The sequence below is a fragment of the Amycolatopsis sp. NBC_00348 genome (genome assembly GCF_036114655.1).
Classification (GTDB): Bacteria; Actinomycetota; Actinomycetes; order Mycobacteriales; family Pseudonocardiaceae; genus Amycolatopsis.
This window is the reverse complement of the sequence record NZ_CP107994.1, coordinates 3,344,463-3,356,385: the sequence shown is the minus strand read 5'-3', so window position 1 is coordinate 3,356,385 and position 11,923 is coordinate 3,344,463. Positions and strand designations below refer to the sequence as shown.

The 11,923-nt window shown below is 71.6% G+C and carries 11 protein-coding genes; 6 read left to right on the top strand and 5 right to left on the bottom strand.

Going from position 1 to position 11,923, the window contains the following annotated elements:
* Window positions 1-74: 74 nt before the first annotated feature.
* The 3 genes from OHS58_RS14125 to OHS58_RS14115 form a co-directional block, all read right to left on the bottom strand.
* Window positions 75-296 (bottom strand): hypothetical protein, encoded by a 222-nt coding sequence (locus OHS58_RS14125; RefSeq protein WP_247051576.1) that lies wholly within the window; start codon window positions 294-296, stop codon window positions 75-77.
* A 212-nt stretch (window positions 297-508) separates the two neighbouring features.
* On the bottom strand, window positions 509-2,083 hold the full coding sequence (locus OHS58_RS14120; RefSeq protein WP_328648519.1) for an acyl-CoA synthetase: 1,575 nt from the start codon (window positions 2,081-2,083) through the stop codon (window positions 509-511).
* A 43-nt stretch (window positions 2,084-2,126) separates the two neighbouring features.
* Window positions 2,127-2,717 carry a hypothetical protein gene (locus OHS58_RS14115; RefSeq protein WP_328648518.1) on the bottom strand — a complete coding sequence of 197 codons (591 nt, stop codon included), beginning with the start codon at window positions 2,715-2,717 and terminating at the stop codon, window positions 2,127-2,129.
* Between the two features lie 71 nt (window positions 2,718-2,788).
* Between OHS58_RS14115 and OHS58_RS14110 the strand changes: the two genes are divergently transcribed.
* Window positions 2,789-3,151 carry a DUF488 domain-containing protein gene (locus OHS58_RS14110; protein WP_328648517.1) on the top strand — a complete coding sequence of 121 codons (363 nt, stop codon included), beginning with the start codon at window positions 2,789-2,791 and terminating at the stop codon, window positions 3,149-3,151.
* 11 nt (window positions 3,152-3,162) lie between these two features.
* On the opposite strand, the gene OHS58_RS14105 is transcribed toward OHS58_RS14110, so the two are convergent.
* Entirely contained in the window at window positions 3,163-5,553 is a 2,391-nt protein-coding gene (locus tag OHS58_RS14105; protein WP_328648516.1) for a glycoside hydrolase family 2 protein, read from the bottom strand.
* Between the two features lie 106 nt (window positions 5,554-5,659).
* On the bottom strand, window positions 5,660-6,697 hold the full coding sequence (locus OHS58_RS14100) for a LacI family DNA-binding transcriptional regulator (RefSeq protein WP_247051581.1): 1,038 nt from the start codon (window positions 6,695-6,697) through the stop codon (window positions 5,660-5,662).
* A 174-nt stretch (window positions 6,698-6,871) separates the two neighbouring features.
* On the opposite strand from OHS58_RS14100, the gene OHS58_RS14095 reads away from it, so the two are divergent.
* The 5 genes from OHS58_RS14095 (at window position 6,872) to OHS58_RS14075 (ending at window position 11,911) form a co-directional block, all read left to right on the top strand.
* Complete coding sequence (locus tag OHS58_RS14095; RefSeq protein ID WP_328648515.1) at window positions 6,872-8,389, top strand: sugar ABC transporter ATP-binding protein; 1,518 nt, start codon at window positions 6,872-6,874, stop codon at window positions 8,387-8,389.
* Entirely contained in the window at window positions 8,386-9,426 is a 1,041-nt protein-coding gene (locus OHS58_RS14090) for an ABC transporter permease (RefSeq protein WP_328648514.1), read from the top strand. The genes OHS58_RS14095 and OHS58_RS14090 overlap by 4 nt, the downstream gene beginning before the upstream one ends.
* The gene (locus OHS58_RS14085) at window positions 9,419-10,432 is read left to right on the top strand and encodes an ABC transporter permease (RefSeq protein WP_326953438.1); all 1,014 of its coding nucleotides are present in this window, start codon (window positions 9,419-9,421) and stop codon (window positions 10,430-10,432) included. The genes OHS58_RS14090 and OHS58_RS14085 overlap by 8 nt, the downstream gene beginning before the upstream one ends.
* A 5-nt stretch (window positions 10,433-10,437) precedes the next feature.
* The gene (gene rhaS, locus OHS58_RS14080; RefSeq protein ID WP_328648513.1) at window positions 10,438-11,499 is read left to right on the top strand and encodes a rhamnose ABC transporter substrate-binding protein; all 1,062 of its coding nucleotides are present in this window, start codon (window positions 10,438-10,440) and stop codon (window positions 11,497-11,499) included.
* Between the two features lie 67 nt (window positions 11,500-11,566).
* A complete protein-coding gene (locus tag OHS58_RS14075) occupies window positions 11,567-11,911 on the top strand; it encodes an L-rhamnose mutarotase (protein ID WP_328648512.1) in 345 nt (114 codons plus the stop codon).
* Window positions 11,912-11,923 lie beyond the last annotated feature (12 nt).

Here is an 11,923-nt window from a genome sequence, read left to right as displayed (position 1 = left end):
CGCACCTCGGAGCCTTGGAAAGCGTCCTCTGCGGGTCCGGTGGCAACAACCCGCCATGAGTCGGGTTCGTGCGGTTACGCCTGCTGGAGCACGTTGAGCAGGATGACGAGCAGCGCGACGGCGCCGATCACCGCGATGCCGGCGGCGACGACGCTGCGGATCATCTCCCCGAAGCCCTTGGCCGTCCGGGCGCGGTAGGCGGAGTAGTTGGAGCGGGCCTCCCTGGCGTGGTGGACCCGGCCGCCGACGAGCAGCCCGGCGCCCAGCGCGAGCAGGACGGCGATGAAAACGGACACGATCTGTACCTCTTCCTCTCGGGTTCCGCCGCCGGAAACGACGACGGCCTCATTACTAGACCCGACGGACGGGCCGCGCCACGGCTTTTGGACATCCCGGTCCCGGGCCGGTCGGCCCTGGTGGACGGTCGGGCTGGTGTTCCCGGGCGCCGACGCGTTCTTGTACAGCGTTAACCGTGGCTTTCCTTGCCACTCAAGAGGAATTCGGTCGTTCAGTCCTGCTTGGCCAGTCCGGCGTGTCGCTCCCGCAGTTCGCGCTTCACGATCTTTCCGCTGGGGTTCTTGGGAAGCCGGTCCGCGAACACGACGTACTTGGGACATTTGTAACCGGCCAGCCGCGTGCGGGCGTGGTCGATCACCTGCGCCGCCGTCAGTTCGACGTTTTCGCGTGGCACCACCACCGCGGTGACGGCTTCGATCCAGTGTGGATGGCCGATCCCGAACACCGCGACCTCGGCGACGCCGTCCAGCAGGTACAGGGCTTCTTCGACCTCGCGGCTCGCGACGTTCTCGCCGCCGGTCTTGATCATGTCCTTCTTGCGGTCCACGACGGACAGGTAGCCGTCCTCGTCGACGACGCCCAGGTCGCCGGAGTGGAACCAGCCCGCGCGGAACGCCTCCGCCGTCTTCTCCTCGTCCCGGTAGTAGCCGAGGGTGGCGTGCGGGCTGCGGTGCACGATCTCGCCGACGACGCCCGGCGCCACCGGGACGTCCTCGTCGTCGACGATGCGCGTCTCGACGTTGAGCGACGCCCGCCCGGCCGAGCCGGCGTGGGGGAGCTGCTCGTCCGGGCGCAGGATCGTGGCCAGCGGCGCCATTTCCGTCTGGCCGTAGAAGTTCCAGAACGCGACGTCCGGCAGCCGTCGTTGCAGCTCGCGCAGGACCTCGACCGGCATCGCCGACGCGCCGTAGTACCCTTTTCGCAGGCTCGACAGGTCGGTGCGGTCGAAGTTTTCGTGACGCAGCAAGGAGATCCACACGGTCGGCGGGGCGAACAGCTTCGTCGCCCGCTCCCGTTCGACGGCCGCGAGCAGCGCCGCGGGGTCCGGGCCGGGCAGGATGACGCTCGTGGCGCCGAGGTAGACGTCGACGGAGAAGAAGCAGTCCAGCTGCGCGCAGTGGTAGAGCGGGAGCGAGTGCACCTCGACGTCGTCGGCGCTCATCCCGCCGTCGATCACGCACGAGACGTACTGCGCGATCAGGGACCGGCTCGACAACAGCACGCCCTTCGGCCGCGACTCGGTGCCGGAGGTGTACATCAGCCGCAGCGGGTCGTCGTCGGCGACGAAGACGTCCGGGGCGTGATCGTCTCCTTCGGACAGCCAGGTGCCGATGTCCTCCCAGCTGCCGCCGGGGCCGATGCGGCCGCGGACGACGCCGTCCAGTCCCGACAGTTCGAGGGCCTCGGCGGCGGTCGCTTCGAGGGCGTCCTCGGTGACGAAGGCGGCGGCTTCGGCGTGGCGGAGGATGTAGGCGACCTCGTCGGCGCCGAGCATGAAGTTGACCGGGACCAGGAGCACGCCGAGTTTCGCGGTGGCGAAGGCCAGCACGCCGTACTGCCAGCAGTTGTGGCTCAGCAGCGCGAGCCGGTCGCCCTTGCGGAGGCCGCGCGCGGCGAGGGCGTGGGCGCAGCGGTTGGCGGCGGCTTCGAACTCGGCGAAGGTGTGCCGGGTGTCCCCGGAGACGACGGCGAGCTTGTCCGGCAGCCGCAGCGCGGTGCGGCGGAGGAGATCGCCCAGCGCGTGCTGCCGGGCGCGGTCGACGAGGGCGGCGGTGACCTGATCCATCCCGGCAGTCTCGGTCGGGACGGTCCGGCCCGCAAGCCTCGGTTCAGCGCGCGGTGTCGTCGATCTGCACGGGGTAACCGGCACGCAGCACGGCGATCGTCGCCGGGGGAGTGAGCACGGGGACGGTCCCGGTGGTGGGACGCGGCCGCCGGGTGCCGTACCCCGTGGCCGTCCACTCCGTGAGGTGATCGCCGAGGACGAGTTCCGGGTCGTCGCCACGGCGGACGAAGACGCCGTCCGGGAGGCCGGTCCATGGCAGCTCGTGGAGGCGGCGGCGGTGGGTGCCGCGGTGGAGGCGTTCGCGGTGCAGCTGCCGGTTCATCGCCGTCGCGGACGGCTCGCCGCCCCAGGCATCGCGGTAGGCGGTGTAGCCGGCGCGGCGGCACTCGCCGCACGGCCGGTGCCCGGCGGCGAACGAGACGGCCTCGTCGTGGAAGTACAGGTGCGTGTAGCGGCCCGGCAGCCACTGCTCGCGCCAGCGACCGCGGAACTCGAGCACGCAGGTGATCCACAGGTCACCGGCGTGGAAGCGGACGATGTCGTGACCCTCGTGCAGCACTCCGCGATTGCCGGTCCACGCGCCGCGCAGGGGGACGTCGACGATCCCGCCGGTCGGCGTCACGCGGTTGCGCACGGCGTTGTCCCAGGTCTCGGGTGGTGGCGTCCGGAGTGGCGGAGCGGGCGGGCGCGACGCAGAATGCGCGCATGCACCCCACGCCGGTCCGCGTGGCGCGCCTGACCGACCCGGCCGGGCCCGCCGACGGTACCCGTGTGCTCGTGGAACGGCTTTGGCCGCGCGGCGCGTCCCGGGCGGTCGAGCTGGACGGCTGGTACCGCCAGCTGGCGCCCTCGGACGAGCTGCGCACCTGGTACGGCCACGACCCGGCCCGCTTCCCCGAGTTCGCGCAGCGCTACCGCGCGGAACTGCGCGAGCCGGACCGGCTGGCGGCCTTGGCGAGGCTGGTGGACCTCGCGGCGGGCGGCCCCCTGACGCTGCTGACGGCCAGCACGACGTTGCCCCTCAGCCAGGTCGCCGTCCTCGCCGCCGTGCTCACCGGCGAGGCCTGACCCGCGGGCCGTCATGGGCGGGTGGCGGTGGTGGGGGGCGCGCCCGGGGCGCGGGTCGTCACCGTGGCCGTCGTGGTGCCCAGCGTGTCGTGGCGGGCCGTCAGCGTGAGCGTTCCCGCCGGTCCCGCGAACGGGCGCAGCCACACCGCCGCCGCGCCGCCGGTCGCGGCGAGGTCCAGCGTGGTGTCGCCGACCAGCTCGGCCGGGCCCGTCAGCGCCAGCGTCACCTTGCCGCCCGCCGACGCGCGCAGGGTGCCGTAGCGGTCCGTCACCGCCACGACGACGCGGGTCGCGTCGGCGCCGTCGGCCCGCAGGTCCGTGTCGTCCGGGACGCAGCTCAGCGCGTCCCGGCTCCGGTCGCCGCTGTAGCGCCGGGTCACGACCAGGCGGTCACCCAGGTAGCCGTCGATCCGCAGCTCGGCCCGGGTCAGCGGGAAGTCCACCGCGAACGGCGGGTGCGCCAGGTGCGGGAAGTCCGCGCGGCGGCTGCGGGCCGGGCCCGCGTGCCGGCCGCCGAGGAACAGCTCCAGGCGGTCGCAGTTCGACCAGATCGTCGCGCCCGGGCCCGGCAGCGGCACCCCGTCGTCCCACGCGAACCCGGCCTCGACGACCGCGCGCACCCGCGGGTCGCCCTGCGAGGCGTAGAACGCCGCGGCCGGCTTCGGGATCCGGAAGATGTCGGACACGCCGGCGAACTTCGAGCCGCCCAGCGAGCGCTGCCAGCCCGACGGGTAGTCGAACGCGCACCAGGCGAGCAGCCCGCTGTAGTGGTCGTCCGCCGCGGCCAGGTCGTGGGCCTTCGCGTGCAGCTCGGCCTGCAGCTGCTGGGTCGCGTTCGGGTCGGTCCGGCGGTACGCGCGGACGCCGGCGAGCGTGCCGATCGACTCCGTCACCAGGTACGGCACCCCGGGGCGCGGCGCCTTGAGCTGGAACGGCGCGCCGCGGTGCGCGGTGTAGTCGTTGTAGGCGAGGACCTGCTCGTCGGTGCCCGGCGGCAGCGCCAGCCGCGCGCCGGTGGTGCTGGCCAGCGCGCCGCTGGTCGGGCGCGACGGGTCCAGCTGCTTCGCCAGCTTGCCGGTCTTCAGGTACATCTCGGTCGTCCCGGCGGCCTCGTTGACGCGGGTGCCCCAGACGACGACGCTCGGGTGGTTGCGGTCCCGGATCACCATCGCGGAGACGTCACGCAGGTTCTGCTGCTGCCAGGCGGCGTCGCCGACCCGGCCCCAGCCCGGGATCTCCTCCCACACCAGCAGGCCCAGCTCGTCGCAGGCGTCGAGGAACGCGCTCGACTGCGGGTAGTGCGAGCAGCGGACCATCGTGCAGTTCAGCTCGCGGCGCAGGATCTCGGCGTCGCGCCGCTGGACGCGGTCGGGCATCGCGCCGCCGGCGAACGGGTACCACTGGTGGCGGTTGAGGCCGAACAGCTTGAGCCGGCTGCCGTTGAGGAAGAAGCCGTCCGGGGTGAACTTGGCTTCGCGGAACCCGACGCGCACCACGCGCTGGTCGAGCCGCCGCGGTCCGGAACGCACGCTCACCGTGACGTCGCACAGCGCGGGGTCTTCGACGTCCCACAGCCGGACCGCGCCGAGCCCGCTCACCTCGAACGTGACGGTCTTCGTGCCGACCGGCATCGGCCCGACGGTCGTGGCGGCCTGGGCCAGCTCGCGCCCGGCCTGGCTCACCGACGCCGTGAGCTGCAGCGGTTCGGCGATCACGGCCGTCGTGTCCAGTTCGCAGGTCAGACGCAGCGACCGGGCCGGGGTGAGGACGTCAGTGGGGCAGGCGAAGACGTCGGTGAGGCGGGTGCGCGGCACCGTGCCGATCGTGGCCGGGCGGTAGATCCCGGCCGGCTGGTAGAAGTCGATCACCGACGGGCCGGCCATCCGCGGCAGGTTGGGCGGGACGTCGAGCTGCCACCGCCCGTCGACCACCACGGCGAGGATGTTGTCGCCCGCCGTGACCTGCGGAAGCTCCACCTCGAAGGGCAGGTAGCCGCCGTTGTGGGAGGTGACGAGCGTGCCGTTGAGGTAGACGGCCGCGTTGGTCATGACGCCGTCGAAGCGAGCCCGGACGCGTTCGGCGACCATCGCCGGGGACACCGTGAAGTGCTTGCGGTAGATCCACCGGTCCTGCCACGACGCCGGGTCCCAGCCGGTCCACGACAACGGCGTCACGCAGTGGGGGAGCTGTACAGGCGAAAGGTCTTCTTCGTCGAAGTCGGCGTCGGCGCAGCCGTCCTCGTACCGCCCGAACAGCCAGAAATCGCCCAGCCGCACGGCATCGGGGTCGGGTTCCCCCATCCCCGCGGACCCGGCAACGGTGGTCCCCACGACGGCGGCCCCGAGCGCGGCCCCGCCCGCGGCGAGGAACCCGCGCCGCGAGAGCCGCCGTCCGTCCGCCATGCCGACCTCCGTGCCCGGGCGAGCACCGCGCTCGTCGGCTCCAGTGTGTCCCCAACGGACCCACCCTGGCATCGCACCTGATCAACACGCCATTACGGGGGCCAGGTCAGCGCAGGGTCGAGGTGCGCACCACCAGTTCCGGGGTGAAGACGACCTGCCGGTGCTCGTGGGCGGTTTCGGTGGTTTCGGCCAGTAGCAGCTCCGCCGCGGTACGGCCGAGGCGGTGGCGGGGCTGGCGGACCGAGGTGAGCGGGACCGCGGCCGCCGCGGCGAACTCGATGTCGTCGTAGCCCACTATCGCCAGGTCCTCCGGGACGCGCATGCGCAGGGTGGCGCACGTCTGCAGCAGGCCGAGGGCGACCAGGTCGTTGGCGCAGAACGCGGCGGTCGGGCGGATCGCCGACGGCAGGCCCGCCAGGCGCTCGCCGGCGCCGCGGCCGTCGGCGACCGTCAGCGCCGTCGTCGTGAGGTCGACCAGGCGGTCCGGGGCCAGGCCGGCCGCGGCCAGTGCGCGCAGCGCGCCCTGACGCCGGTCGCGCACCTGGCCGACCGTCGTGTGATTGCCGATGAACGCGATCCGCTCGTGGCCCTGCTCGATCAGGTGCCGGACGGCGATCTCGCCGCCGTAGACGTCGTCGACCGCGACCGAGCAGTGCGCGGTGCCGTCCGGGGTGCGGTCGACGACGACCACCGGCGTGCCGCGGCGGGCGATCTCGTGCAGCAGCGGCGCGTCCGGGTCGACCGGCGTGATGAGGATGCCTTGCACGCGCTGCTGTTCGAGGCGGCCGAGGTAGGCCTCTTCCCGGGACGGCTGGTGGGCGCTGTTGCAGAGGAACAGGGACAGGTCGCTCTCGTCGGCGGCGTCTTCCATGCCGGCCGCGACGTCGGTGAAGAACGGGTTGCTGCCGTCGAGCATCACGTAGGCCAGCACGCGGCTGCGGCCCGCCCGGAGCTGCCGCGCGGATTCGTTGCGCACGAAGCGGAGTTCGGCCATCGCGGCCTCGACCTTCGCGCGCGTGGCGGGGCTGACGCGGTCGGGCCGGTTCAGCACGTTGGACACCGTGCCGAGGGAGACGCCCGCGGCCGCGGCGACGTCCTTCATGCCCGCCGCTCTCGGCTCGGCGCCGGACTCCTGGACCGTCATCTGACCCCCTCCTGAGCACGCACCGTTGAAACGTAACATCGCCACCAACTGCGTGGTCCCGACGACGTTTGGCCACGGTTCGGCGGATGCATTGACTTGTTCTTCGGCTGCATAGTAGCGTCACCGCGCCAGGTTTGTGAAACCTTTCAATAGCCCTTCGAACCGGAGGTCGCGATGACGCGGCAGGACCCGGGCCGAGCCCCTCTGCTGGAGGTGCGCGGCGTGAGCAAGTCGTTCGGCGCCGTCGCGGCGGTCGCCGGCGTTTCGTTCCCCCTGCACGCCGGAGAGGCCCACGCGCTGGTCGGGGAGAACGGTGCCGGCAAGTCGACGATCGTCAAGATGCTGGCCGGCGTGCACAAGCCCGACGACGGCACGCTGCTGCTCGACGGCGAACCGGTCACGTTCGGTTCCCCGGCCGACGCCAAGGCCGCCGGCATCGCGGTGATCTACCAGGAACCCACGCTGTTCCCCGATCTTTCGGTGGCGGAGAACATCGTCATGGGCCGCCACCCGCGCAAAAGCCTCGGCCGCATCGACCGGGCCGCGATCCGCGCCGAAGCCGACCGGCTGTTCACGCGGCTCGGCGTCCGGATCGACCCGGCCCGCCCGGCCCGCGGGCTGTCGATCGCCGACCAGCAGATCGTCGAGATCGCCAAGGCGCTCAGCGCGGACGCCCGCGTGCTGATCATGGACGAGCCGACCGCCGCGCTGAGCCGCGTCGAGGTCGAGCGGCTGTTCACGGTCGCGCGGACGCTGCGCGAGGAAGGCGCGGCGATCATGTTCATCTCGCACCGCTTCGAGGAGATCACCGAGCTCTGCCAGCGCGTCACGATCATGCGCGACGGCAAGCACGTCTCCACCGACCTCGTCGCCGACGTCACGGTCGACGAGATGGTGAAGCGCATGGTCGGGCGCGACCTCGACGCGCTGTTCCCCAAGCAGGACGTCGAACCCGGCGCCGTGGTCCTCGAAGTCGAGGGCCTGGCCCGGGAAGGCGTCTTCCGCGACATCTCCTTCTCCGTGCGCGCGGGGGAGATCGTCGCGTTCGCCGGGCTCGTCGGGTCGGGTCGCTCCGAAGTCGTCCAGGCCGTGTTCGGGGTGGACGAACGCGACGCCGGAACCGTGCGCGTCAACGGGAAGAAGCTCAAGGCGCACTCGTCGCGCGCGGCGATGAACGCCGGGATGGCGCTGGTCCCCGAGGACCGGCGGCAGCAGGGCCTGATCATGGACCTCTCGATCGAGCGCAACGTGACGCTGCCGCGCTCCGGCGCGCTCGCGAACTTCGGGTTCCTCGGCGGCGGGACCGAACGGCAGGAGGCGCGGCACTGGACCGAGCGGCTGCGCACCAAGTACCGCCGCCTCGGCGACCCCGTCGGCACGCTGTCCGGCGGCAACCAGCAGAAGGTCGTGCTGGCCAAGTGGCTCGCGATGGCGCCGAAGGTGCTGATCGTGGACGAACCGACCCGCGGCATCGACGTCGGCACGAAGGCCGAGGTGCACCGGCTGATGTCGTCGCTCGCGGCCGAAGGCGTCGCCGTCGTCATGGTGTCGTCCGAACTGCCGGAGGTGCTGGGCATGGCCGACCGCGTGCTGGTGATGCGGGAGGGGCGGATCGTCGCCGAGCTCCCGCGCGCCGAGGCCACCGAAGACTCGGTCATGTTCGCCGCGATGGGACAGGGGGCCGCCGCGTGAACGCGACCAAGGTGGCCGCACCGCCCCGGGGACCGGTGACCGGGGACCGGCAGTCGTGGATCGCGAACGTCTTCAAGGCCCGCGAGTCCGGGATCGTGCTGGCCCTGATCGTGCTGGTCGTGTTCACCGCGACGCAGAACTCCCGGTTCCTGTCCGGGCAGAGCATCCGCGACATCCTGCTCGGCACGGCGATCCTCGCGGTGCTGGCCGTCGGGCAGGCGGTCGTGATCATCACCCGCAACATCGACCTGTCGGTCGGGTCCGTGCTCGGCCTGTCGGCGTTCGCCGTCGGCTCGCTGATGCGCGACAACCCCGGCCTGCCGGTGCTCGTCGCGGTGCTCGCCGGGATCGTCGTCGGCGCGGTCTGCGGCCTGCTCAACGGCGTGCTCGTCCGGTTCGGCCAGGTGCCGGCGCTGGTCGTCACCCTCGGCACGCTCTACGCCTTCCGCGGGGTCAGCTTCTTCTGGGCCGGCGGCCAGCAGATCAACGCCGACAAGCTGCCGCAGTCCTTCCTGGACTTCGGCACGGCGTCGATCCTCGGGATCCCGTGGCTGGTGCTGATCGCGGTGGTCGTGCTGGTGCTCGCCGGGATCGTGCTGCGCAGCTACCGCGCCGGCCGCGAGCTCTACGCCATGGGCTCCAGCCCGCAGGCCGCGAAGCTGGCCGGCATCAAGGTCGGCCGCAACACCAGCGCCGCGTTCCTGGTCAGCGGCGCGCTCGCCGGCCTGGCCGGGGTGCTGTTCGCCGCGCGGTTCGGCACCGTCGACGCGGCGGCCGGCACCGGCTACGAGCTGAACGTCGTCGCCGCGGCCGTCGTCGGCGGGGTCGCGGTGTTCGGCGGCAGCGGCTCGGTCTGGGGCGCCGGCCTCGGCGCGCTGCTGCTCACGGTCATCGGCAGCGCCCTGGCCGTGCTCGACATCAACCAGTTCTGGCAGCAGGCGATCGTCGGCGCGCTGATCCTGCTCGCGATCGGGGCCGACCGGCTGGTCGCCGTCCGGGTCGCCAAGGCACTGAAGAAGAGGGATTCCCATGTCTGACACCGGGAACCGGTTCGGCAGGCTGCTCAGCTGGGACGCCGCGGTCGTGCTCGTGACGGTCGTCGTGGTGCTGGTGGCCTCCGGCGCCGTCGAGAACTTCGGCACCAGCCGCAACTTCACGTTCCTGCTGCTCGACCTGCTGCCGATCGCGCTGATCGCGCTGCCGATGACGTTCATCATCGTCACCGGCGAGATCGACCTCTCGGTGGCGAGCACGCTCGGGCTGACGTCCGCGGTGATGGGCTCGCTGTGGGACGCGGGCCTCTCGATCGAGATGATCATCCCGCTGTGCATCGTGCTCGGCGCGATCCTCGGCGCGGTGAACGGCTTCTTCGTCACCGTCCTGAAACTGCCCGCCCTCGCCGTCACGATCGGCACGCTCGCGCTGTACCGCGGCCTGGCGTTCGTCGTCCTCGGCGACGGCGCCGTGGCCGACTTCCCGCGCGACTACACGAGCTGGGTCACCGGGACCATCGGCGACGGCCCGATCCCGAACGTCCTGATCCCGCTGATCGTGGTGGCGGCGCTGTTCGGCCTCGTGCTGCACGCGACGCCGGTCGGCCGCAGCGTCTTCGCGGCCGGCGCCGGTGAGCAGGCCGCGCGGTTCGCCGGCATCCGCACCGGACGGCTGAAGTTCTGGCTCTACGTCGTGAGCGGCGCGGTGGCCGGGGTCGCCGGGGTGCTGTGGACGCTGCGCTACTCCAGCGCCCGCGCGGACAACGGCTTCGGCCTCGAACTCGCCGTCGTGGCCGCGGTCCTGCTGGGCGGCGTGTCCATCTTCGGCGGCAAGGGCACCCTGCCCGGCGTGCTCGCCGGCGTGGTGCTGCTGGCCTCCCTGCAGAACGCCCTGCGCCTGCAGGACGTCTCGAACGAGGCGCTCAACATCGTGACCGGCGTGCTCCTGATCGTGTCGGTCCTGCTCCCCAACATCGTGTCCTCGGCCCGAACGGCGCTCCGGCGGCGGAACCGGGCCACAGCTACCGGCGCGGTATCCCCAGAAAGGTGACGAAGATGTCCCGACGGTTCATCACCGGCGCAGTGTCGGCCGGGCTGGTGCTCGTCCTGGCCGCCTGCAGCGGCACGACGAAGAACGACAGCACCGATGCCGGTGCCCAGCAGTCCACGGCGGCGGCGAACCCGAACGCCGCGGCCAAGGAGGGCGTCAAGATGGCGTTCCTCCCCAAGCAGCTCAACAACCCCTACAGCGACATCGAGGTCAGCGGCGGCAAGACCGCGCTCGACGAGCTGAAGGGCGAGTACAAGCTGGTCGGCCCGAACGACGCGAGCGCGTCGTCGCAGGTCAGCTACATCAACACGCTGATCCAGCAGCAGCAGAACGTGATCGGCATCGCCGCGAACGACCCGAACGCGGTCTGCCCGTCGCTGAATCAAGCCCGCACCGCCGGCATCAAGGTCGTCGCCTTCGACTCCGACGCCGCCAAGGACTGCCGCGACGTCTTCATCAACCAGGCCACCACCCAGGGCATCGGCGAGGCGCTGGCCAAGCAGGCCAAGGACCTCTCCGGCGGCTCCGGCGAGATCGCGGTCCTGTCCGCGACGCCGAACGCCACCAACCAGAACGCCTGGATCGACGTCCTCAAGAAGGAACTCGCCAAGCCGGACTACGCGGGCCTGAAGCTGGACAAGATCGCCTACGGCAACGACGACGACCAGAAGTCGTTCCAGGAGGCCCAGGGCCTGCTGCAGTCGTTCCCGAACCTCAAGGTGATCGTCTCGCCGACCACCGTGGGCATCGCGGCCGCCGCGCGCTACGTCAGCTCGTCGAGCTACAAGGGCAAGGTCGCGGTGACCGGGCTCGGCACGCCGAACCAGATGCGCGCGTTCGTCAAGGACGGCACCGTGAAGCAGTTCGCGCTGTGGAACCCGGCCGACATCGGCTACCTCGCCGCGTACGCCGGCGTCGCGCTGTCCTCGGGCCAGATCAGCGGCAAGGAAGGCGAGAAGTTCAAGGCCGGCAAGCTCGGTGAGTACACCATCGGCGCGAGCGGTGAGATCGTCCTCGGCCCGCCGACGACCTTCGACGCGAACAACATCGACAAGTTCAACTTCTGATCAGCTCCCGCGGCCGGACCGGATCGCCGCCCCGGTCCGGCCGCGGGTCCACAAAGGACTACGGAAGATGCCCCGTTACTGCTTCTGCCTGCAGGTGAAGCCGGACCGCGCGGCCGAGTACGCCGAACGGCACCGCGCGGTGTGGCCGGAGATGCGCCAGGCCCTGCACGACACGGGCTGGCGCAACTACTCGCTCTTCCTGCGCGAGGACGGCCTGCTCATCGGCTACGTCGAAGCCGACGACCTCGCCGCCGCGCAGGCCGCGATGGCCCGCACCGAGGTCAACACCCGCTGGCAGGCGGCGATGGCGGAGTTCTTCACCGGCCTCGACGGCGGCCCACCCGACGAGGGGTTCCGGCTGCTGCGCGAGGTCTTCCACCTCGAAACCCCCTCCGTCCGGGAAGGACAGTGATCGTCTTGCGCG

What these genes read in the sequence shown, in the direction of transcription:
- OHS58_RS14105 (WP_328648516.1), bottom strand. Translation starts at nt 5,553, where the DNA reads ATGGCGGACGGACGGCGGCTCTCGCGGCGCGGGTTCCTCGCCGCGGGC.
- rhaS (WP_328648513.1), top strand. Translation starts at nt 10,438, where the DNA reads ATGTCCCGACGGTTCATCACCGGCGCAGTGTCGGCCGGGCTGGTGCTC.
- OHS58_RS14085 (WP_326953438.1), top strand. Translation starts at nt 9,419, where the DNA reads ATGTCTGACACCGGGAACCGGTTCGGCAGGCTGCTCAGCTGGGACGCC.
- OHS58_RS14120 (WP_328648519.1), bottom strand. Translation starts at nt 2,083, where the DNA reads ATGGATCAGGTCACCGCCGCCCTCGTCGACCGCGCCCGGCAGCACGCG.
- OHS58_RS14100 (WP_247051581.1), bottom strand. Translation starts at nt 6,697, where the DNA reads ATGACGGTCCAGGAGTCCGGCGCCGAGCCGAGAGCGGCGGGCATGAAG.
- OHS58_RS14095 (WP_328648515.1), top strand. Translation starts at nt 6,872, where the DNA reads ATGACGCGGCAGGACCCGGGCCGAGCCCCTCTGCTGGAGGTGCGCGGC.
- OHS58_RS14075 (WP_328648512.1), top strand. Translation starts at nt 11,567, where the DNA reads ATGCCCCGTTACTGCTTCTGCCTGCAGGTGAAGCCGGACCGCGCGGCC.
- OHS58_RS14110 (WP_328648517.1), top strand. Translation starts at nt 2,789, where the DNA reads ATGCACCCCACGCCGGTCCGCGTGGCGCGCCTGACCGACCCGGCCGGG.